The organism is Prauserella salsuginis (assembly GCF_024648885.1).
Taxonomy (GTDB): domain Bacteria; phylum Actinomycetota; class Actinomycetes; order Mycobacteriales; family Pseudonocardiaceae; genus Prauserella; species Prauserella salsuginis.
The window spans coordinates 568156-590607 of the sequence record NZ_JANBBF010000009.1 but is presented as its reverse complement, the minus strand read 5'-3'; the positions used below and the strand labels follow the sequence as shown (position 1 = coordinate 590607).

Genomic DNA, 22452 nt, shown 5'->3' with positions numbered 1-22452 from the left:
GCAGTGGTCGACGTTTCGATCCGCCCCGCACCGGCAACCTCCACCCTGCAGACTCCCCGGGCCGAAGGAAGCGGAACGTATGCCTCGCAACGTTGCACAGAAGCTGATCGCCGACCACCTCGTGGACGGCACGATGACGCCGGGCGAGGAAATCGCGATCCGGATCGATCAGACCCTGACCCAGGACGCCACCGGAACGCTGGTCATGCAGGAGCTGGAGGCACTGGACCTGGACCGGACCCGCGCCGACGTCAGTGTCCAGTACGTCGACCACAACCTGCTGCAGGCCGACGAGCGCAACGCCGAGGACCACGCGTTCCTCCGTTCGGCGTGCCGCCGGTACGGCCTCTGGTACTCCAAACCGGGCAACGGCGTGTCGCACCCGACGCACATGCAGCGGTTCGGCGTGCCGGGTGCGAGCATGGTCGGCTCCGATTCGCACACGCCGGCGGCCGGGTCGTTGGGGATGCTGGCGATCGGGGTCGGCGGGCTGGACGTGGCCACGGCGATCACGGGCGAACCGATGTACGTGCGGATGCCGGAGATCTGGGGTGTGCGGCTGACCGGTGAGCTCCCACCGTGGGTGTCGGCCAAGGACGTCATCCTGGAGATGCTGCGCAGGCACACGGTGTCCGGGGCGGTGAACCGGATCATCGAGTACCACGGGCCGGGGCTGGCGACGTTGTCGGCGATGGACCGGCACGTGATCGCGAACATGGGCGCCGAGCTGGGCGCCACGACGACGGTGTTCCCGTCGGACGACGCGGTGCGGCGGTTCCTGCGGACCGAGGGCAGGGAGCAGGACTTCGTGGAGATCGCCGCCGACGAGGATGCCCAGTACGACGTCACCGACGAGATCGACCTGTCGACATTGGTGCCGCTGATCGCGAAGCCGTCGGCGCCGGACAACGTCGTCGAGGTGCGCGAGGTCGCCGGAACGCCGTTGGGGCAGGCGATCATCGGCTCGTCGGCCAACCCGGGGCTGCGTGACTTCGCGATCGCCGCCGCAATGGTCCGCGGCAAGCAGACGGCGGGCGGCGTCAGTTTCGACATCAACCCGACGTCGCGGGAGATCTTCGCCGACCTGACGAAGATGGGCGGCACATTCGACCTGGTGTCGGCGGGCGCGCGGATCCACCAGGCGGGCTGCATGGGGTGCATCGGCATGGGGCAGGCTCCCGCCGTGGGGCACAACTCGCTGCGCACCTTCCCGCGGAACTTCCCCGGTCGTTCGGGCACGCGGGAGGATTCGGTGTGGTTGTGCTCGCCGGAGACGGCCGCGGCCAGTGCGCTCAAGGGTGTGATCACCGATCCGCGCGATCTGGGGATGGAGGAGCCCGCACTGGGGCTTCCCGAGCACGCGACGATCAACCCGGACACGCTGGAGGAGCCACCTCCGCCCGAGGTGTCGCGCCGCGCGGAACTGACGAAGGGCCCGAACATCTCGGCGCTGCCGGACTTCCCGCCGTTGCCGGACCGGATCGAGGCGCCGGTGCTGCTGAAGGTAGGTGACGACGTGTCGACCGACGAGATCTCCCCCGCCGGGGCCGCCGCGTTGCCGTACCGGTCGAACATCCCGGCGCTGGCCGAGTTCACGTTCACGCGGATCGACCCGGACTATCCGGCGCGGGCGAAGGAGACGGTCGGCGGTTCGGGACATGTGATCGTCGGTGGTCGCAACTACGGTCAGGGTTCGTCGCGTGAGCACGCCGCGATCACGCCGCGCCACCTGGGGCTGCGCATGGTGATCGCGGTGTCGTTCGCGCGTATCCACTGGCAGAACCTGGCGAACTTCGGCATCCTTCCGGTCGAATTCGCCGACTCGGGCGACTACGCGAGCATCGACGCCGATGACACGCTGGTGGTCGAGGACCTGCGCCGGCTGCTGAGTGAGCCGGACGCGCGGCTGTCGGTGTTGAATGCCACGAAGGACCAGCGCTACGAGGTGCGGCACACCCTGTCGCAGCGGCAGCGGGATGCCGTGCTGGCGGGTGGGAAGATCCCGTTGTTGGCACAGGGTTCGGCGCCGGTGTCGTGAGTGGTGGGTGTCGGCCGTCTTGGGTCGCTGACCGGAGCCGGGTGGATGGTTCGTCGCGCGGTGCGGAACGTCCGCGCGCGACCGCCGGTGGGTGTCGGTGGTGGCGCTTACGGTCGTTCGCATGCTGACGACGCTGGCCGTGCAGAACTACCGTTCGCTGCGGGATCTCGTGCTGCCGCTGTCGCGGCTGACCGTGGTGACGGGCGCCAACGGGAGTGGCAAATCGAATCTGTACCGGGCGATGCGGCTGTTGGCGGATGCGGCGCGTAATGGTGCCGTCGGCGCGCTAGCACGCGAGGGCGGGTTGCCGTCGACGTTGTGGGCTGGGCCGGAGACGATCGGCCGCGCGGTGCGGGAGGGCAGCGCGCCGCCGCAGGGCACCGTGCGGACGAAGTCCGTCGGATTGCGGCTCGGCTTCACGGGCGACGAGTTCGGCTACGCACTCGATCTGGGGATGCCGGTGCCGGTCGAGAAGTCGGCGTTCAACCGGGATCCGGAGTTCAAGCGCGAATGCGTGTGGAGCGGCTCGGTGCTGCGCAAGGGCGCGTTGTTGGCCGACCGGGACGGCCCGGTGGTGCGTACCCGTGAGGCGGGCGGGGCGTGGGGCCGGCAGCCGCATCGGATCCCGGTGACCGACAGCATGCTGACGTCGTTCGCCGATCCGCGGGTATCACCGGAGGTGCTAGTGGTGCGGGAGCGGATCCGGTCGTGGCGGTTCTACGACCATTTCCGCACCGACGCCGATGCCCCGGCCCGGCAGGTGCGCATCGGAACCCGTACCCCGGTGCTCGACCACGACGGCGGCGACCTGGCCGCGGCGTTGCGGACGATCTCGGAGATCGGCGACAGAGACGCACTGAACACGGCGGTGGAGAACGCGTTCCCGGGGTCTCGGCTGTCGGTGGAGGTCGGTGAGGACGGCAGACTCGAGCTGCACGTGCACCAGTACGGGTTGTTGCGGCCGTTGTCGGTGGCGGAGTTGTCGGACGGTACGTTGCGGTATCTGTTGTGGGTAGCGGCGTTGTTGAGTCCGCGCCCGCCTGAGCTGCTCGTGTTGAACGAACCGGAGACCAGCCTGCATCCGAGTCTGCTGCCCGCGTTGGCGACGTTGATCGCGACGGCGGCGGAACACACGCAGGTCGTCGTGGTGACGCACGCACGGCCGCTCGTCCACGCGGTGCAGGCAGCGGCGGGCGAGGCGAACCTGGTGGAGTTGGAGAAGGAGTTCGGTGCGACGGTGTTGGCCGAGCGGCCTGGCGTGCTCGACCGTCCGGCATGGGAGTGGCCGAAACGCTGAGCTGCGGCGCAGTGGTCACGATTTGGTCTTGCACTAAGCAGTGACCACAGCCATGTCCCGGACTGCATCGACTCCGCTCGAGGTCCGTCGAGGAACTACCCCGGAGAAGACCGGGGCGAGCGACCGTCAGGTCGACATCGAATGTCTGACCCGGTAACCGGCCCGCGCAGAACGGCGCGGGCCGGTTCTCAGTTGCACCGAGTCCGGCTCAACCGCCGAAGCCGTCACAGGTTGCTGTCGCGAACTGACCGTTGGCGGTGCTGGTCTTGGCGTCCTCACCGTCGACGGCCACCGTGCAGGTCACACTGCCACCGTCCCCACCGGTCATGACGGTGAGATTGCCGCCCTTGAACAGACCCTTCGTCGTGAAGTCTTTCGACCACGGCAGTTCGGTGACGTTCTCCTCGCTCGTCGACGTGGTCCCGTCGCCGTACGTGGTGTAACTGATGGTGGCGTTCGGCGCGTCACCGGTGACCTCGTAGTGAATCGCGACTTCACGGTTGGCCTCTTTGTCGACCTCGTTGGCCGCGTTGCCGAAGGCAGTGAGCCACAAGATGCAGATGACCAGCCCGACAGCCGAAACCACGACTCCGGCGATCGAGAGGCCCTTGTTTGTCGCTTTCCCGCGCCGGGCCCTGCTGAGCCCAATCGACGACAGAATGAGCCCGATAATCACCAGCGGCCAGGCGACCACTCCGATCAGCGGCAAGGGCGAGAAGATCAAACCGATCAGGCCGACGACGAACCCACTGGTACCGAGTCCGTTGCGCGGCTCCCTAGGTGGAGGGTCGACGGCACCCGTCGAGGACGAGTAGGGCGTTGGAGTGGTCATGGCGACCTTCCTTCATGATTCGATTGCCGAACCGTTGAGCCGATGTCGACGTCGAGTGGGGACTGATGCGGTTCCACCCGCTCTCAGGTTTCGCCCAAGCAGGCGCGGCGAGCGACCGTCCGATAGGGACGGTCACCACCGGAACCACTGGTCATTCCTGAAACCACATGCATGAGCCGTCGACGTTGAAGAACTCACCCTCTTCAACAGTCACCGACGCCTTGCCCATCGGCGTTCCGTTCGTGATGACCGACTCGAACTCGCCGGAGTCGTCCCGGGTGCGCTCCCAGTAGCACCCCATCAGGTCGCCAGGGTCGGGCCCGTCCGTCACGTACCGACCCGGTGGCGTGTCGACGCCCACCTGGTACATGCCCATCGTCAATCCCGTCCCCTCCGGCTCGCCCGTGGCGGCATTCGGTGCCGGCTCGGCCGGGGCAGACTCAGTGACCGTCTCAGTGACCGGCGGGACAGACTCGGTCACCGTCTCGGTGCTCTTCTCGGTGCTCGGCGAAGCAGACTTGGTCACCGTCTCGAACACCGTCTTCGCGGGCGGCGCCACAGCAGCAGCCTGCTCCCCGCCTGCCAAGCCAACCGACGCGATACCGATCCCCACGCCCAACAGCAACGCCGCACTTACCGCGACCACCATCGGCCACCGCCGCCTACGCCGCGCCCTCACATCACCCGTGTACGCACTCATGCTCGTCCCTACCTTCTCCAGAGAATTACATCGTTGAGTTCGGCGGCGCCGCCGAGACCAGCGCAAGGACGACGAGTCCAGCAAGGTCGTTTCCGTTCAGCCGTCGTGAACATCCGACCTGCCGATTGTTTGCCTTGCTCCACCCCCAAGAATCGACCCAGTAAAGTCTCCGGATTCTCCAATAAACCCGAAGCCATACCCGTTCATCGTTTCCGGATCGCAAAACGCAACATCTACGTACAATTCGACCACGGAGAGGTCGATAATTCACCGAATTCAACAGCTTTAGGAAAATGGCAACGTTGGTGAGATGTAGTTGACTCGAGAATCAATACGTCCACTCCCAGCCTGCCGGACCGCCCATCAGAGCTCCGGGATCGAGCGCGAGTGTGCCGCTCGCCTCGGGGACGACGATCTCGATGGTGCCGCGGTACTTCTGGTTCACGCCGAACTGCCCTGACAGCTCGCCTTCGTAGCTGCGTTCTCCGGAGCCGCCGACACCGCGTTGGACATGGCACTGGCCGCTGGACAAACCGCAAGGCACGGCAACCTCCCGGCCCTGGCGTCAGAGATCCATGTCCCGGAAGCGCATGGCCATTCCGACGTGACCAACGTGAATGTCTGACCGCGCTCCGCAACAGTGAACGAGCCCTCGACCGAGCCACCGACGACCGGCCACACTGGCTCGCGTACTTCGACCACTCCTCCATGGCAGCCAAAGCAGCGCACGTATTCCGCGACCTCGGAGCTCCACCGGAAGCCGAGCGTTACGCACGTCGCTCACTCGAAATGAGCGACGGCTACGAGCGGGCCGCCTGTTCAACATCGCCTTGCTCGCCTCGACCTTGGCCGACCAACGACGGGTCGAGGAAGCGTGCGTGGAAGGCGCTCGCGCCGTCGGAATGATCAACCGCGTGCGATCCGTGCGGGCCACCAACTACCTGTCCGATCTCGCGCGCCGTCTCGCACCCTTCAGCGCAACACCTCAGGTCCCGCGACATGGATGACGTCGGCATCGCAACGCCACCCGTATAGTCAGCTCGGAGGGAAGGCCAGCACGTGCATGAGGCCCACCTGCGACGACGCACCCACGATCTCACCGCGATCCATCTTCTCGCGCACCGACGACAGCGGGAGCCAGGCGATCTCCTCGGCCTCGTTGATGTCGGTCGGGTCGCCGACGTACTCCGCACCGAGCGAGACGTACAGCCGGTTGTCCGCATCCGCCGAACCCACCATCGGCTGGGTCGACAACAACTTACGCACATCCCGCGGCCGCCAGCCCGTCTCCTCCTCGACCTCCCGCGCCACCGTCACCGCCGGATCCTCGTTCGGGTCGACATAGCCACCCGGCAACTCCCACACCCAACGGTCGAGAATCCACCGGTGCCGCCACATCATCAGCACATGCTCACGCGCGTCGTCGAGCACGACCATCATCGACGCCGTAGGCAACCGCAGCACGTACTGCTCGAACGTCACCCCGTCCGGCAACTCCACCGACGCGATCGACAACTTCAACTTCCGCGTGTCGTCGACCAGTCGCTCACCATGGATCGTCCACTGCGTCAGCCCGTTCCCCACGGCCCGCACCGTACCGGGCAGACGACGCTCCGGAGCCCAACGTCCACCGGCTGCGGTCGGGACTCGTGATGGCGCCACTCAGCGGTCCGACGCAGAAGCTGACATGACCACACGGAGCGGTCTGCCGATGCGAAGAGCCGCTCGCCGGTGCAAATCCGGCGAGCGGCTCAACCTACGCAAATCGCCCCGCAGGGCGCTCAGTTCGCAAGGCCCGCAGCCGCTCGGCCGCGTGCACGAATGCAGAACACGCGGTGCTGAGTGCAGGACATGCGACTCAGGTTATGTCGGTCCACACTCCACGAGGACTCAGAGCAGTCCCCGGAAAGCGCTACACGGACCCCTGAAACGTCAACACGAGCACTCAAGAACGCAACACGGGCCCCGAGGGTGCAACACGGCGCCCATCCCGGCGGCCGGCCAACCCGCCGGACTCGTCAGCCGGATTGGGAGGCGCCGGCGTTGGCCAGGGGGAGGATCGGGTAGGCGACGCGGACGCCGGCGGCGTCGAGGCCGGCCTTCAGGTGGCCACGCAGGTCGCGGCCGATCGACCACTGGTCGCCGGGCTGTGTCATGACCATGACCCGCACCGTGACGGCACCGTTGCCGATGCCGACCACACCGGTGATGTCCGGGCGCTCGATGATCTTCGGCGCGAACTCCGGGTTGTCGGCGAACTCGTCGATGCTGCGCTGGATGACGGCCTTCGCCTCCTCCAGGTTCACCGAGTAGTCCAGCGGCAGCTCCACGACCGCGTTCGCCCAGTCCTGGTTCATGTTGCAGACACGCATGATCTCGCCGTTGCGCACGTGCCACAGCCCGCCGTTGAGGTCGCGGATCTTCGTGATCCGCAGCGTGACCGCCTCGACCGTGCCGACCGCGTCGCCCACGTCGACGACGTCGCCGACGCCGTACTGGTCCTCGACCATCATGAAGATGCCGGACAGGAAGTCCTGAACCAGGCTCTGCGCACCGAAACCGATCGCCAGACCGATGACACCGGCGCTCGCGATGATCGGGCCGATGTTGATCCCGAACTGGCCGAGGATCGTCACGAACGCGATGCCGAAGATCACGAACGAGGCGACGCTCTTGAGCACCGACGCGATCGTGCCCGCCCGCTGGCGCTGCCGCTCGCCACGACTCTCGTTGTTCTGCTTGATGACCCGGCTCGCCGCCTTGGCCTTGGCCTTGTCGATCCGCTCCCGCGAGTTGACCATCCGCTTGGCCAGCTGGTCGATCACCCGGCCGACGATCGCGCGCAACACCAGCGCGATCACCACGATGATCACGACGTTGATCAGGCCGGACACGAACTCCGTGGAATTCTCCTCGAACCAATCCACGAACGCGTTCGCCTTGACAGGAGGCATGGGCACGGGTCTCCCCTCTTCCGCTGGCAGCGGACACGTACTCGGCGTCACCTGGCAGGGTAGGCAGCCACCCGCGCGTCGCCCGCACGCGGGGCGCCGCACTCCCCTGACCGGCCGGTCAGGTAGCCCGGCCGGCCGGGCTCCGACCACCGCGGCCCCCTGTCCGATCGGGTAGGTACCCGCTACCGCGAACGGAGGGTGTGCCCGCCGTCTGACCGGCACTAGCCTGGTGGCAGTCCAGCACCGCGGCTGGAGGTGAGGAGGCGTTCCGCGTGCTTCATCCGACCCGGGCCGCGCCGGAACTGTCCGATGACTTCGGGCCCCGCGCCCGGCTACCGCGACTGCCGGCCCCGCCACCCATCGAACCGGACGACCGTGGCGTTGAAGACCGGGGCGTCGAACTGGCAGGCCCCGGCAGCGCGCCCGCATACCCCGACCCGTCCACGGGTCTGGCGAAGTTCCACGTGCCCGAGATCGTGTTCGGGCCGCACGCGCTGGCCGAACTCGGTCACTGTGCGCTGCGCGTCGGCGCGCGCAGACCGTTCCTGGTCACCGACCCCGGCATCGTGGCCGCCGGATGGGCCGCCGAGGCCGTCGACCACCTCCGCGGCGCCGGGCTGCGGCCCGTCGTGTGGTCGGACGTGACGCCCAACCCCAAGGACGGCGAGATCGCCGCCGCCTACGAGCACTACCTCGACAGCGGTGCCGACGTGATCCTCGCCGTCGGCGGCGGCTCCTGCATCGACGCGGCCAAGGGCGTGGCGATCCTGTCCTCCAACGGCGGGACGATCCTCGGCTACGCCGGTGTCGACAAGGTGGTGCAGCCGATCCCGCCGCTGGTCATGGCGCCGTCGACGTCGGGAACGGGCGCTGACGTGTCCCAGTTCGCCGTCATCACCGACACCGACCGGCACATCAAGATCACGATCATCAGCCGGACGCTGGTGCCCGAGATCTCGATCATCGATCCGCGGTTGCTCACGACCATGCCGGAGGAGCTCAACGCGGCCACCGGACTCGATGCGCTCACCCACGCCGTCGAGGCCTACGTCTCGCGGGCGCACAATCGTCTCACCGACCACCACGCGCTGCACGCCGCGCACCTGATCACGAGCAATTTACGCGACACGACCCTCGAACCGAGGCGCGCCGCCCCGCGGATCGGGATGGCGCAGGGCGCGCTCGAAGCCGGCATGGCCTTCACCAACGCCATCCTCGGCATCACGCACGCGATGAGTCACCAGGTCGGCGGGCTGCTCGACGCCCCACACGGCGTCCTCAACGGCGTGCTGCTGCCCCACGCGATCCGGTTCAACGCCGCCGAGGATCCGCACCGCTACGTGCCCCTGGCAGCGGCCGTCGGCATCGACGTCGAAGGCAGGCCCGCCGACGAGGTGGCCGACGAGCTCGCCTCGTTCATCCGCACGCTGGCCGACGACGTCGGCGTCCCGAAAGGCCTGTCCGACCTGGGCGTCAGCGAGGCCGACGTGCCGACACTCGCCCGCACCACCCTCGCCGACGCCTGCCTGGCCACCAACCCGCGGGAGGTCGACGTCGCCGACGTGTTCGCCCTGTTCCGGCAGGCCCTCTGACCAGGGGACGCCGTGACTCTCATGAACGCTGTGAGGAACCGATGACCTCGTCCGCACACACCGGCTTCGGCCGTGACGAGGCCGACCTCGGCGCGCTCACCGGCGTGCGCTCGGGCAAACGTTCCTTCTATCCCGAGTACGTGCGCTCGGCCGAACGGCTGGAGAACGCGGTGCGCGCCCTCGACCGCATCTCGCGCGCGCTGGTCCGCACGGCCGAGGGCCCGCGCGAACTCGTCGAGGCCGTCGTTCACGCGGCAGCCGAACACCTGCACGCCGAGTGGCTGCTGGTGGCGGTCGCCGACGGGGCGCTGCAGGCTGCACGGCCGCGGTTCCTCGTGCTCCACGGTGGCGAACTGATCGACGACGAACGGTCCCTGCCCGCCGAGGCTCTGCCCCACCTGCACGTGCTGCGGGGCCGTCCGTGGGAGGCCGAGGACGAGCCCGGCGACGGCATCGTGCGCGTGTCGATGACCCTCGACGGCGAACCGATCGGCGGCATCGCCGGGCTGCCGGGCAAGACCGTCGACGTCGCCGACACCGACCTGGCGATCCTGCGGGTACTCGCCAACCAGGCAGCGGTCGCGCTGCACAACTCGTTCCTGCTGCACGCGGCGACCACGCTGCGCGGCAGGACCGAACAGCTCTCCGAGGCAGCCGAGCAGCAGGCCAAGGAGCTCGCCGAGACCCAGCAGCGCCTGATCGAGTCGATGCAGCGGCAGGCGCTGGACGACGAACGGCATCGCATCGCCCGCGAACTGCACGACAGTGTCACCCAGGACGTGCTCTCGGCGGGCATGACCGTGGAGGTGTGCCGGGCCGAGCTGGCGGCGAGCGGTGTACACGAGGAACTGGTCGACCAGCTCAGCGCAGCCAAGGACCTCACGGGCCACGCGGTGGAGCGGCTGCGCGCCGCGATCTACGCACTGCACAACGGCGCCGAGGAGCCTCCCGGGTCACTGCCCGTGCTGCTGGAACGACTGTCGTCGGTGCACCTTCCCAGCGACCTGAAGGTGCAGGTCCGCATCGCGGGTACGCCGGTGCCGCTGCCCGGTGAGGTCGAACATTCGCTGCTGCGGCTCGCGGGCGAGGCGCTGTTCAACACCGTCATGCACACGACAGCCGACGAGGCGCTGGTGCGGCTGCAGTACCTGCCGGAGCGGATCGTGCTGTCGATCTCGGACAACGGCGAGGGCGATCCGGCCCAGCTGCGCCGAACCCTCAAGCTCACCGCCGCGACCGACCTGGCCGGCGTGCACCGCGGTCTGGCGAACATGCAGGACCGGACCCGCGAACTGGGCGGCACGATGTCGATCCGGCGCTCCGAACTCGGCGGGATCATGCTGGTCCTCGACATTCCCCTCCCCCTGCGGAGGCACGGAAAGGCGGCGCCATGAACACACCACCGTCCCGGGTGATGCACCCGGATCCCGCTGGGGCGCAGCGGCCGAACCGGGAATCGGAACGACAACCCGGCAGCGGCAGGCACGACCAGCTGAGCATCGTGCTCGTCGACGACCACGCCATCGTCCGCCAGGGACTGCGATCCATTTTGGACCGCGAGGAGGACATGCGAGTGGTCGGCGAGGCCGCGACGGCCGCCGAGGCCCGCACGGCACTCGAACAGCTGCGCCCCGCCATCGTGCTGCTCGACCTCAAGCTCGGCACCGGGTCCGACACCGAGGGCCTCGACCTGTGCTCCGAGATCACGCGGCGCTATCCCGAGGTCGGCGTGCTCGTGCTGACCACGTTCCTCGACGATGCCTACGTGCTGGAGGCCGTGCACCGCGGCGCGAAGGGCTACGTCATCAAGGACGTCGACACGAGCGAGCTCGTCTCGTCGATCCGCACCGTCGCGCGCGACGAGAGCGCGTTCGACTCGCGGTCCGCGTCGGTCATGGCCCGTTCGCTCCGCACGACCCCGGAGGAGCCCGCGCTCACCGAACGGGAACACCGCGTACTCGAACTGCTCGCCTCCGGGCTGAGCAACCGCATCGTCGGCACGACGCTGTTCATCTCCGAGACCACGGTGAAGTTCCACGTCCGCAACATCATGCGCAAACTCGGCGCGTCCACGCGGGCCGAAGCGGTCTACGAGGCCAGCAAGCTGGATCTCATCTGAGGCAGACCCGCCTCGGCGCCCGACCACCGTGGTCCGACGCCGAACTGTTCGGACCTAAACACCAATGCCGCCCCGGCGAGACCGGGGAGGATTCGGATATTCGTCAAGCTTCAGTACGCGGTATGTCTCCGGGTCGATCGTTGCACCCGCAGCCACGGAATGACGAATTCCGTTGAAGACCAAGTCCCACAAGAGTGGATTCTGCTGATAGTCCGCTATATTACCGCGGTCGACGTTTCCTCGCTGATCTTTCAGGATTAGTTCCCAGCTACCCGGAGTTCCGGAAGTTCCGATCTCTACCAGTTCATACGTATAAATGGTGTCACCTCCGGCGTTTACCCAATCTGCGCCAGCGGCCATTTTGGTATTCCGAGGAAGAAACCAGAACGCAACACCCGCAGCCGCCATGAACAGCCACGTCGGCCAAGCGAACACCCAGTCCAGCCCCGATTTGAACGTAAGGAAAGCGATGATCAAGACAACCACCGTGGCTGCTGACCACCACCCGGATTTTCGAGTGCCGTAGAGCCATTCCAGCGCTGCAGTAGGGCCGCTTGGAACCTTGTTGGCGTCGTAGGGTTGCGGCTCCTTGAGGCCGTTGAAATGGCCGGGAGCGGCCGGGGGTCTAGGCTCTCCCGTCTGCGGGTCGGGCTTCGGCGGTAGGTCAGGATTCACAGCTACCTTCTACCAGTTTCCGGTGGCGAACTTGGACAGCAGCTTCAAGTCAGGTAGCCACGGGTTGGTTTCGGCATTCTGGTAGCCGTCCTGGGACATTACGTCGAGAGCTTCCTTGACATCGTCACTGGCGAAGTTCTCGATCAGGAAGCCGGTACCGGTCGCCGCGATGAACCCGGCCAGAGCCCCGGGCGGACCGCCGATGGCACTACCGGCGGCGGCCCCGGCCACGATGCTGCCGCCGTTAGACAGCACAGTGACCGCCGGGTCCTTGCCTTGTGCCAAGTCGTCAACGAGGCTGAACCCGCCCAGCGTCGTCCCGACCGCAGGAAGCTTCGACAGCAGTGGCTTCGCACCGGCCAGGTATTTCGCGTTCCTCGGTACAAAATTGGCGAGGGTGCTTGTGAGCGCCTTCTTGACCCCATCGGGCAGCTTGTTGAGCCATTTGCCGAACTTCTTGCCCTCGGCCTGGGCCGCTTGGACGTTGGCCTTCGAGTTCGCGACCAGGGAGGCAACCAGATAGCGCGCCTGGTTCGACGATCCACGGGTGGCGTCGTCGGCGAGGTCACCCAGTTTGCTGCCGAGCTGACGGAAGTTCGAGGCAGTTGTCTTGAAGCTGTTATGCGCGGCAATGTGCGCTGCCGCGAGCCCGGTGCCGAAGTCGGGCACGTTGATGTACCACTTTTGGCCGACGTTCTGTAGGTAGTCGAGAAGCATGCTCTGCGAGTCGGTCTCGATCTTCCGAGCTTCGGTCACCACGGTGCCCGCTTGCGTGTAGGCCTTGGCCTTCTTCATCCAGGCGGTGTAGGTGTCCCACTGGGCGTCGAAGCGCTCCTTGTCGTCGCTGCTGATCGCCCCACTCTTGGCGTGCCGATGCGCTGGTTCGGGCTTCGGCGGTGGCTCGCCAGGTCCCTGAATCTCCTTGTCCGTGACAGTCAGGCCGCCCTTCTTGGCGATCTCGACGGCCTGCCCCATCCGGGCGTTGGTCGTATCAATGTCGGCCGCGTGCAGATCGATCGCGTTCGCCAAGCCGCCGTACCCGGCACTCAGATCATCGATCTTGGGCTTGAAGTGCAACATGTTCCGACGGAACGCAGTGGCCCCTTCGCCATCCCACCCGTCCTCGGAGCTGTTTCGACGCACTCGTCACGTCCTCGTGACGAGCCGACACCTTCTTACCGGCCGTGCGCAGCCAGCCCGCGACCTCACGCAGACTGGCCGGTTGCGCCTCGACCTCAATGTTCAACGCCATGCTTCCCCCTCGTCAGACCGGCCGGTTGTCGCCCTGCTCCGGCTTCGGAAGGTGGTCGGTCGACCACTGTTCCTGCGCCTCGTAGTCGGTCCGACTTTGCTCGACCGCATCGCCAATCGAGTGCAACCCGGCCACCAACTGGCTCGACTGCTCGGCCAAGTGGGCGATCACCATGGCAATCGCCGCGCTCGGTTCCCCTGCTTTGACATCCTCCGGCGGCTGCTCGGTGGCGCCCAACTTGTCGGCCGCACTGTGGAACTTCGCCGACACGGTGTTCAGCGTGTCGGCCTCGACCCGGTAGCCCCCGGTCATGAGCCCTCCCCGTACTCGCCGTACTGCCGAATCTCCGGCGCCAACGTCGCATCCCACAACACCACGTCAGCGCCGACTTGATGCTGTAGCTCCTCCAGGCCAGCGGCGTGGAATCCGATCCACGGCTGTTCCTCGCCGCACCCCTCAACCAAGAGATCCAACGACGAGAACACCAACAACGCGAGCGACGCGTCCTCCAGCTCGCGCAACACCACCGTCAGGTCCTCGCCGCGCATCGGCGCCGCCGTCGGGATATAGACGACCTGCGGCGCCTCCTCGGTCATCTCCGCACCGAGCACGGGCCGAGACACCTCGGCCGTGACCTCGGGCTCCGGCACGTTGGCCTTCGTGCCATACCGCGACTCACGCAACGACTGACCTCCCCCGTCAAACGTGGCAATCGATTCTAGGAGCACAACGACAACCAGCCACCAAAACGGAGCAGAAAGTCACAGCCTCACCCGGACAGAGTACGGACCGGAAACCACTCAGGAGCCCTGATCAACGCACCGGACGCCGTCAGGCGCCCGCGGGTCCGCCGCCGAGTTGATCGCGCGGATCATCAACGGAAACCCTCCGAAGTACATCCGTTTCCGCGGGCTTCTGCCGAAACTCCATGCCCACCGAATGATCGCGAAGGAAGCCGTTGCGTCTTTGGGAGTCCGGTTCATCCCAGTGCGGCCGAAATGTCCGTCCCGTCGGTATGTAGGCCCAACCGGCTTCGCGATAAGGAGTCTCTGCCAGTTCATCCCGGCGGCGCTCCAGTGCGTCCGTACGCGCCCTGAGACGCTATCTGAGGCAGACCCGGCTCAGGGAAGGACACCCTGGTGGTTAGTGGCCTGGCAGATCGGCGGATGCAAGTTCCGACAGCGCGCCGGTCAGCTGCTTCACGAACCGCTGGCGGCGCTTTTCGCTGATGCTGTCCAGCGACAGGTAGGGGTTGAGGTCCTCCAGCTCGACCAGCAGCAACGTGCCCTCGGCAGTACGGCACGCGTCGACGCGCTGGATGCCGTGGCCCACCCCGTTCCAGTCAATGAAGCGCCGGGCGAAACCCAGGTCGGCCTGGGTCGGCTCATACGCCCTCAAATGCCAACGTTGCGCGGGATCGGGCGTGTACAACGCGTATTCGAAGGTGTGGTCGATGAAATAGAACGAGACTTCGTAATCGATCTCGACGTGCGGCTGGATCAGCACGTCGCCCTCGTCGATACCGCGGACCTGCGTCGGGTCCAGGATCCTCAGGCCCACCGAGTCGGCGCCGAATTTGGGCTTGACCACGTAGGCCTGGCAGTCCGGGAGCCGGTCCAAGCCCTCGGTGCCTTCCACGGTGGGGACCACCGGGTAACCGGCTTGAAACAGGTCGACGAGGTACTGTTTGCCGGCCATGTCGGCTTTGCCCGTCAGCTCGTTGAAGACCCGCGCACCGGTAGCCAGGGCATGTTCGCGGAACGCCTGGTACTGCTCCGGGTAGTAGATGACCGGACCACTGTTGCGGACGAGCACGACATCGAACCGGTCCATCAGCGCCACGGCGTCCCTGGGATGGCACAGCGCCACGTCGAAGGCCTCGCGCAATTGAGAGGACAGGTAGATGTCCTCATCGCAGTACCGGCGCCCGCGCGCTTCATACGACAGATCGGTCACGAAGAGCACACTGGGCCTGCCGGAAGACATGCCCCAATGTCTCACATACCTGCCTGACTCCCGCCGAACACAGCAGGCGTTCGCCTGCAGCACGCTGCCCCGTCACACGCACCCGACAGACGGCAGACGCGCCCTTGGAACCCTCACGCGCCGGGTGCGGTTTCGACGACGAGCCAGCCGCCGTGGTGTTCGGCCACGGTGAACGGCAGGCCCGTGCGGGTTCCCAGGCGGGCCAGTTCGGCGCTGTCGAATCGGCGCACGTGACCGAAGCAGGCCTCCGGTTCGTCCTCGAACGGCACGGCGACGACCACCCGGCGGGCCGCGAGCCGCATCGCCTCGGCCAGTACAGCCGCCCCGGCGTCGGCGTCGAGGTGCTCCAGCAGGTGCAACACGGTCACGGTGTCGGCCGCGCCGCCGCGCAACGGGACCGAGGCCGCATCGCAGGCCAGCGTCGACAGCGGGACTCCTTCGGCGCCGGCGATCCGCGACAGCAACCGCATGCTGCCGGGCACGACGTCGGACGCGGTCACCGCATACCCCGACTCGGCCGCGAGCAGCAGCGGGAAGAAACCGAAGCACGAACCGAGGTCGAGCACCCTGCCCGGCGGCACGAGCCTCCGGGCGTACTCGTACACCGGCGCGAGCCCGCGGGCGGGACCGTGCGCCGATCCGTGCAGGCGCGCGAACGTGTTGCGGTAGAAGGTCCGCCACGCTGCGAGCCCACCGGGCACCGTCGAGCGGACGAGTCCGACGAAGACCCGCTCGAACAGCTCCTGCTCGGCCACAAGGCCGGGGCGGAACAACTCCTCGGCGAGCAGCGCCGTCAGCGCGTCCTCGACGTCACCGCGGCCGAGCCGATGACTCACGACGAGCCGCGCCTCGTCCCGATGCAGCCGAAAATGCCGGGTACTCGCGACGACCGGCCCGAGTGGGCCCTCCGGCAGCCCGCCGCCGCGGTGCACCACCCGGACCCGCTCGTCGCGATACTCCCCCGGCCGGCACGGCGCCATCGCGTCGACCGGAGCGGCGTTGCCCGGCGGGGCGGAGTTGTCGACCGGGGCGGAGTTGCCCGGCGGGGCGGAGTTGTCGACAGGGGCGGAGTTGTCAACCAAAGCAGCGCGGTCCAGCGGAGCCGCGTTGTCGAGCGCCAGAGCGGCGTTGTCGAGCGGGGCGGCGTGGGCCCGGTCCCGCAACGGACTGGTCATCGGACGGCCACCGGCAGGTCGCGCGCGGCGTTCTCCAACCCGGCGACGTCACGCACGACGCGCACCCGGCTGCAGTGCTCGGCGTAGTCCGGCAGGTCGCACGCACCCAGGCCCCACGAATGGCGCGGCTCAGGAGTCAGCCACAGCACGTCCCTGGCCTTGCGCGCGATCTCCTCGAACGCGCCGAGGTTCGGATCGTTGCCGTTGCCCCGCCCGTCCCCCAGCACCAGCACGGTGGTCCTGCGGCTCACCGCAGTGCCGTGCTCGTCGAGGAACGCGCCGAACACCGAGCCGTAGTCGGAGTTGGCGTCGACGTCGATGACATCGCCCCGGAACAGCGTCTGGAGTGCCTGGTCGATCCGCTGCTCGGCGAACAGGCCGCTGATCTCCGCGATCTCGGCGACGAACGCGTAGGAGCGTACCGAGGAGAACAGGTCGTGCAGCCCGTACAGCAGGTGCAGCGTGAAGCCGGCGGTGGCGCGCACGGACAGGCTCACGTCGGCGAGTACGACGAGCCGCGGCTTGTCGTCCCGCTGGTCAACGGTGACCGGCCGGAACGGCACGCCGTCGTAGCGCAGGTTCCGGCGCATCGTGCGAGCCGGATCGACCCGGCCACGCGACGCGGGTCGTTTGCGGTGCGTCACGGCGCCGCGCAGCGAGGCCACGATCGTGCGCAGCGCGTCCTCCAACTCGTCGTGGCCCCGATCGGATCCTCGACCGGACCGGGAATCCTCCGCGACCGACTGTTCGAGCCGCATCAGATGTTCGAGGTGACGGCGCAGCGCCTCCGGCAGCCGGGCGAGGGCCTGCTCACCCATGTCCGACCGCAGGGCCACCGCATCGGTCTCGTCACCCTCGTCGTCCTCGCCGGACCCGCTGCCCTCCAACCAGTTGAGCAGGGCGTCCTGTTCGGCGAGGCTGAGCGTGGCCTCCACCGGCGTTCCCTGGGCCTTGCCGAGTTCGCCGGGTGCGACGCCGTGGCTTCGGTCGATCTCCAGCAGCACCTCGTTCGAACCGTCCATGGTGGACACGTCCTGCTGCGAGAACACGAGCTCGTCGTCGGTCTCGTTGTCGAGCACGATCGGGTTGAGCTCGGGGTGCGGGCTGTAACGCTCGATGAGGTCGTCCTCGTCGAACAGGTCGCCGAGGTCGGCGTCGGGGCTTTCCATGTCGGCCCGCGGCGGCCGCTGCCCCGCCTCCTCGGCGATCGTGAAGTCCTCGAGCAGTGAGACCGTGCCGGTGTCGTTTCGGCCGTCGCCGGGTTCGTCGCCGAAGCGGACGCAGGCGAAGAAGGCGTCGAAGAGCTCGTCGAACGTCGCGTTGTCACGGTGATCCTTGATCAGCGCGCAGCGCAGTCCCTCTCGGAACAGTTCGCGGTCTCCGAGCATCGCCGGGTCGGCCACGCAGCGGGCGGCATCGACGACCTCGATCGACGAGATCCGCAGGCAAGCACTGCGCAGCAGCCGCACGAACCGATGCAGTCCGGTCAGCATGTCCGCGGCCTACCGCTTGCCGCGGCCGTGGTTGGCCGCGAACGAGCGTTCACCCTGGCTGCTGCTCACCGGCCGCCGCGGCGCGGGGCCGTCGGCGTTCTCGCCGTGGTAACCGGCCCCGTGCCTGCCGGGGGTGTCCCGTGCGGCGCGCAACGCGGCACCCGTCCCCTCCTCGTCGGGATCGACACCCGGGACGGGCGCGCGCCGCTCCCCCTCGACCGGCGCCCCCCGGTCGTTGCCGGTCCGGCCCGGACCACCCTGCTCCCGCAGTTCAGCCGAATCACGCAGTACCCGCATGGCCCGTTCGACGTCACGGTCGTACTTGGCCACCACCGAGATCGTGTCCGTCAGCAGCTCGGTGTCCGGTTCGGACGCCCCGAGCACCGCGAGCGTCCGTGCCCAGTCGAGCGCCTCGGAGATGCCGGGCGGCTTTCGCATCCCCTGCTGCCGCAGCTCCCGCACCACATCGACCAGATGGGTCGCGACCGCATCCGGCAGTCCGGTGCCCTTCGACCGGATGATGTCCAGCTCCCGCTCGGCCGACGGGTAGTCCAGCGACAGGTGCAGGCAGCGCCGTTTCAGCGCCGCCGACAGATCGCGCGTGTTGTTGGACGTCAACACGACGTATGGCAGGTGCTCCGCGGTGAACGTTCCGAGTTCGGGAACCGACACCTGGTACTCGGCCAGCAGCTCGAGCAGCACCGCTTCGAGTGCCTCGTCGGCGCGGTCCACCTCGTCGATCAGCAGCACGACGGGTTCGGGGGAACGGACGGCGCGCAGCAACGGGCGCTCCGCGAGGAACCGCTCGGAGAAGAACACGTTGTCGTGCTGCCCGATCGCCGCGACGGCCGTCGGCAGATCGTCGGCGTCGGCGACCACCTGCCCGATCTTCTCCCGCAGGATCTGCGTGTACAGCATCTGCTTGCCGTAGTCCCACTCGTAGAGGGCCTTCGTCTCGTCCTGGCCCTCGTAGCACTGCAGCCGCAGCAGCCGTCTGCCCGTCGCGGCGGCGAGCGCCTTGGCGAGCTCGGTCTTGCCGACCCCGGCGGGACCTTCCAGCAGCAGCGGTTTGCCCAGCTGGTCCTGCAGGTAGACGGTGGTCGCGAGTGGACGGTCGGCGAGGTAACCGACGTCGGAGAGAAGCGAAGTGACCTCGCCGACGGACGAGAAGGAATGGGGGTGGTGACCGTTTCGTGAGCTCACGCGGACAAACACCTTTCGGCCGGGGCCATGGGTGTTCCGCGACGCGGCGGGCCACCGCGGAACACCCATGGCTGAACGACAAGCGGCTCAGGAGATCAGGTCGTCGAGGTCACCGTTGAAGCAGTGCTCGACCACCGGTCGCACGGTCTCGAACGTCGTCTCCTTCGGATTGCCCGGCGTACAGGCGTCGCCGAGGATGTGGTTGGACACTCGGTCCACATCGGCCGCGTCGCCTTTGATCGTCGAGGCCTTCTTGTAGAACTCGGTCGGACCGGCGCCGAGGCGGTTCTTCGGGTGCGTGTCCTGGGTGATGTCGGTGAACCGCTCCGTGATGCCCACGTCGCGCAGCAGCCGGATCGCCGCCGCCACGGCCGCGTCGGCCGCCTTCACGTCGTTCATGCCCGTGGTGTCCACACCCAGCGCCTCGGCCAGCCGGGCGTAGCGCTTGTAGGCCACCGGCAGGTTCCACGCCCACACGCGCGGCAGCGCGATGGCGTTGTTGAGGCCGTGGTGGGTGTCGTAGAACGCGCTCACCGCGTGGGAGATCGAGTGGATGACGCCGAGACCACCGGAGTTGAAGGCCTGTGCCGCGGTGTACTGGGCGTACATCATGCCTTCGCGAGCGGGCAGGTTGTCAGCGTGCCACGTCGCCGTGCGCAGGTGCTCACCGACCAGCTCGGCCGAGAACAGCGCGCTGCCGAGCGACGGTGTGAAGTCCAACCTGGACACATACGGCTCGGAAGCGTGCGCCAGCACGTCGAAGCCGCACTGCGCGGTGAAATGCGAAGGGCACTCGTAGTACAGCACCGGGTCGTCGACCGCGAGCGTGACGACCGAGTGGTCGTCGAACGCGACGTACTTGTGCGGGTTGGCCGGGTCCGTCGTGGTGTCGGTGATGACGTACGCCCACGACGTCTCCGAGCCCGTGCCCGCCGTGGTCGATACGGCGATGTGCGGCGGGTTCTTCGGGTTCTCCGACTTGTTGAAGCCCTCGAACTCGTTGACATTGCGCCCGTCGTGCGCCACCGAGATCCGCGCGCCCTTGCAGGCGTCGTGGGAGGAACCGCCGCCGATCGAGATGAAGCCGTCGCAACCGTCCTGCTGGTACATCGCGACGGAGTCCATCACGTTGTAGTCCTTGGGGTTGGACTCCACCTTGTCGTACACGGACGGTTCGAGCCCGTGGTACTTCAGCGACTCGACAAGCTTGTTCACGATCTCGGTGCCGCGCAGTCCGGAGGTCATCACCAGCGGCCTGCGCATCCCGATCTTCAGAGCTTCGGGGCCGATCATCTCGTGCGAGCCGGGGCCCAGCAGCGCTCGCGGAATCGGGTGGAATTCCTTGAGGGGAAACGGCTTGAGAAGTTCGTCGACCTGCATTGGCTGACCCTTTCCGTCGTGACACGTACCACGCCGAAGCTATGGCCCTGGTCACTCCGGCCCAAGGGGTCCGAGGCCGAAACCGCTCACCGGCGGAGGCAGAACGCACCCGTGGGAGAGGAGACCGCCCCGTCCGTTCGGTCAGGTTCCTGCACGGGGAGCGTGCGGCGACGCCGATACGATAACCGCACCGCCGCGGTCGTGCGGCGGTGCGGTTGGTCGTGCGACGGTGCGGTCGGCAGCGCGAGTCAGGACCGGCGGAGCAGCCCCGCGAGTTTCCGCGGCTGCCGCGGTTGCACCCGGTTGTTGCGGACGTCGTCCAGCAGGGCGGCGACGGTCTCCTGCGCACAGGTCTTGTTCGCACCGATTCCGCCGGACGGGCCGCGTTTGATCCACCCCACGACGTACGTGCCGTCCCGGCCCTGCACCCGGCCGGCCGTGTTCGGGATCGTGCCCGCCGCCTCGTCGTACGGCAGGCCCGGCACCCCGACGCCGCGATACCCGACGGCCCGCACCACCGAGCCGGCAGCGATGTCCACATCGGACTCAGATCCGCTCGTGCGCAGTCCGGTCACCCGGTCGCCGCCCAGCACTTCCAGCGGCGAGGAGTGGAACCGCAGCACGATCCGGCGCCGACCCCCCACGGGCGGCGCCGACCAGTCGATGTGTTCCTGGACGAGGCTCCGCAGCAGCTGTGCCTTCTCCCCGGGCTCAGCGGCGTCGATCGCCTTCGCCACGCGGTCGTCGTGGTTGTCGACGACGACGTCGAAGTCCGGATGCCGGGTCAGCGCCAGCAGTTCCGGCTCGGTGTAGGCGGCGTGTTCCGGCCCGCGACGTGCCAGCAGCACGACCTCCTGCACCGAACTCGACCGAAGCCGTGCCAACGCACTCTGCGAGATCGACGTGCTCGCCAACGTGCCCGGATCGCTGGACAGGATGCGCGCGACGTCGAGCGCCACGTTGCCGTTGCCGATCAGCACGGCCCGCTGCGACGACAGGTCGACCACATCGTCACTCGCGTCCGGGTGGCCGTTGTACCAGGACACGACGTCGGTCGCGGCCACGCTGCCGGGCAGCTGCTCCCCTTCGATGCCCAGCGACCGTGCCGACGACGCGCCCACGGCGTAGATGACGGCATCGTGCCGGGCGGCCAGTTCGTCGACCGTGACGTCCTTGCCGACCTCGACCCCGAGCCGCAGTGTCAGCCGCGGATGCTCGCGGTAGCGCGCGAACGTCTCGTCGATCCGCTTGGTCGACGGATGGTCCGGCGCGACACCGAAGCGGATCAGCCCACCCGCGACGTCGAGCCGGTCGATCAGCGTGACCCGTGCGCTCGTGTGCAGCAGCAGATCCTCGACGGCGTACATCCCCGCGGGCCCGCTTCCGACGACGGCGACGTCCAGCGCGGGGAAGTCACTGGAGATCGTCCGGTCGAAGGTGGGCGCGCCCCAGTTGTGGAATACCGGCGAGGACCCGAGCACGTCGGCCGAAACCGGCTTGCCGTCGTAGAACCGTGCGTTCACGTCGGCGTACGGCTTGAGGGACTCGCTCAGCATGTCCACCGGGAAGATGGCGTCCACCGGGCACGCATCGGCGCACGCGCCGCAGTCGATACAGCTGCGCGGGTCGATGTAGAGCATGTCGGTGGTGCCGAAGTCCGGTTCGTCCGGCGTCGGGTGGATGCAGTTGACCGGGCACACCGCGACGCACGAGGCGTCGTTGCAGCAGGTCTGCGTGATCGCGTAGGCCATGGTTA

At 67.7% G+C, this 22452-nt stretch carries 20 protein-coding genes; 5 read left to right on the top strand and 15 right to left on the bottom strand.

Features of this window, described 5'->3' with window-relative positions; genetic code table 11:
* Positions 1-79 precede the first annotated feature (79 nt).
* Both LY40_RS09475 and LY40_RS09470 read left to right on the top strand, forming a co-directional pair.
* Positions 80-2038, top strand: coding sequence for an aconitate hydratase (locus tag LY40_RS09475; RefSeq protein WP_258936580.1), 1959 nt, complete (start codon positions 80-82; stop codon positions 2036-2038).
* Positions 2039-2159: 121 nt separating this feature from the next.
* A complete protein-coding gene (locus LY40_RS09470) occupies positions 2160-3335 on the top strand; it encodes an AAA family ATPase (RefSeq protein WP_258936579.1) in 1176 nt (391 codons plus the stop codon).
* A gap of 208 nt (positions 3336-3543) precedes the next feature.
* Here the strand turns inward: LY40_RS09470 and LY40_RS09465 are convergent, their stop codons facing one another.
* The 5 genes from LY40_RS09465 to LY40_RS09445 form a co-directional block, all read right to left on the bottom strand.
* Positions 3544-4044 carry an MmpS family transport accessory protein gene (locus LY40_RS09465; RefSeq protein WP_307876690.1) on the bottom strand — a complete coding sequence of 167 codons (501 nt, stop codon included), beginning with the start codon at positions 4042-4044 and terminating at the stop codon, positions 3544-3546.
* A gap of 274 nt (positions 4045-4318) precedes the next feature.
* Complete coding sequence (locus LY40_RS09460; protein ID WP_258936577.1) at positions 4319-4867, bottom strand: Rv1352/Rv1906c domain-containing protein; 549 nt, start codon at positions 4865-4867, stop codon at positions 4319-4321.
* Positions 4868-5195: 328 nt separating this feature from the next.
* Positions 5196-5411, bottom strand: coding sequence for a hypothetical protein (locus LY40_RS09455; RefSeq protein WP_183783560.1), 216 nt, complete (start codon positions 5409-5411; stop codon positions 5196-5198).
* A gap of 491 nt (positions 5412-5902) precedes the next feature.
* Positions 5903-6451: an NUDIX domain-containing protein gene (locus LY40_RS09450; RefSeq protein WP_258936576.1), complete on the bottom strand. Its 549-nt coding sequence runs from the start codon at positions 6449-6451 to the stop codon at positions 5903-5905.
* A 434-nt stretch (positions 6452-6885) separates the two neighbouring features.
* A complete protein-coding gene (locus tag LY40_RS09445) occupies positions 6886-7821 on the bottom strand; it encodes a mechanosensitive ion channel family protein (RefSeq protein ID WP_183783553.1) in 936 nt (311 codons plus the stop codon).
* A 401-nt stretch (positions 7822-8222) separates the two neighbouring features.
* Between LY40_RS09445 and LY40_RS09440 the strand changes: the two genes are divergently transcribed.
* The 3 genes from LY40_RS09440 to LY40_RS09430 are packed head-to-tail and all read left to right on the top strand — an operon-like array spanning position 8223 to position 11532.
* Positions 8223-9413, top strand: coding sequence for an iron-containing alcohol dehydrogenase (locus tag LY40_RS09440; protein WP_183785573.1), 1191 nt, complete (start codon positions 8223-8225; stop codon positions 9411-9413).
* A 41-nt stretch (positions 9414-9454) separates the two neighbouring features.
* The gene (locus LY40_RS09435) at positions 9455-10807 is read left to right on the top strand and encodes a MadS family sensor histidine kinase (protein ID WP_258936575.1); all 1353 of its coding nucleotides are present in this window, start codon (positions 9455-9457) and stop codon (positions 10805-10807) included.
* Positions 10804-11532 (top strand): MadR family response regulator transcription factor, encoded by a 729-nt coding sequence (locus tag LY40_RS09430; RefSeq protein ID WP_258936574.1) that lies wholly within the window; start codon positions 10804-10806, stop codon positions 11530-11532. Before LY40_RS09435 ends, LY40_RS09430 begins: the two co-directional genes overlap by 4 nt.
* A 54-nt stretch (positions 11533-11586) precedes the next feature.
* Here LY40_RS09430 and LY40_RS09425 read toward each other — a convergent pair whose 3' ends face one another.
* The 10 genes from LY40_RS09425 to LY40_RS09380 all read right to left on the bottom strand — a co-directional run bounded on the left by LY40_RS09425 (position 11587) and on the right by LY40_RS09380 (position 22447).
* Positions 11587-12207: a hypothetical protein gene (locus LY40_RS09425; protein WP_258936573.1), complete on the bottom strand. Its 621-nt coding sequence runs from the start codon at positions 12205-12207 to the stop codon at positions 11587-11589.
* A 9-nt stretch (positions 12208-12216) separates the two neighbouring features.
* Positions 12217-13287, bottom strand: a complete 1071-nt coding sequence (locus tag LY40_RS09420; RefSeq protein WP_258936572.1) for a hypothetical protein — start codon at positions 13285-13287, stop codon at positions 12217-12219.
* A 184-nt stretch (positions 13288-13471) separates the two neighbouring features.
* Positions 13472-13771, bottom strand: coding sequence for a hypothetical protein (locus LY40_RS09415; protein ID WP_183783546.1), 300 nt, complete (start codon positions 13769-13771; stop codon positions 13472-13474).
* Positions 13768-14142 carry an SAV_915 family protein gene (locus LY40_RS09410; RefSeq protein ID WP_183783543.1) on the bottom strand — a complete coding sequence of 125 codons (375 nt, stop codon included), beginning with the start codon at positions 14140-14142 and terminating at the stop codon, positions 13768-13770. The genes LY40_RS09415 and LY40_RS09410 overlap by 4 nt, the downstream gene beginning before the upstream one ends.
* 460 nt (positions 14143-14602) lie before the next feature.
* Complete coding sequence (locus tag LY40_RS09405) at positions 14603-15415, bottom strand: ATP-grasp domain-containing protein (RefSeq protein WP_258936571.1); 813 nt, start codon at positions 15413-15415, stop codon at positions 14603-14605.
* A gap of 143 nt (positions 15416-15558) precedes the next feature.
* The gene (gene mftM, locus LY40_RS09400; protein WP_258936570.1) at positions 15559-16620 is read right to left on the bottom strand and encodes a mycofactocin oligosaccharide methyltransferase MftM; all 1062 of its coding nucleotides are present in this window, start codon (positions 16618-16620) and stop codon (positions 15559-15561) included.
* On the bottom strand, positions 16617-18113 hold the full coding sequence (locus tag LY40_RS09395; RefSeq protein ID WP_258936569.1) for a VWA domain-containing protein: 1497 nt from the start codon (positions 18111-18113) through the stop codon (positions 16617-16619). Before LY40_RS09395 ends, mftM begins: the two co-directional genes overlap by 4 nt.
* A 9-nt stretch (positions 18114-18122) precedes the next feature.
* Positions 18123-19316, bottom strand: coding sequence for an AAA family ATPase (locus LY40_RS09390; RefSeq protein ID WP_258936568.1), 1194 nt, complete (start codon positions 19314-19316; stop codon positions 18123-18125).
* A gap of 87 nt (positions 19317-19403) precedes the next feature.
* A complete protein-coding gene (mdo, locus tag LY40_RS09385; protein WP_183783537.1) occupies positions 19404-20696 on the bottom strand; it encodes an NDMA-dependent methanol dehydrogenase in 1293 nt (430 codons plus the stop codon).
* 248 nt (positions 20697-20944) lie between these two features.
* Complete coding sequence (locus tag LY40_RS09380; RefSeq protein WP_258936567.1) at positions 20945-22447, bottom strand: FAD-dependent oxidoreductase; 1503 nt, start codon at positions 22445-22447, stop codon at positions 20945-20947.
* Positions 22448-22452 lie beyond the last annotated feature (5 nt).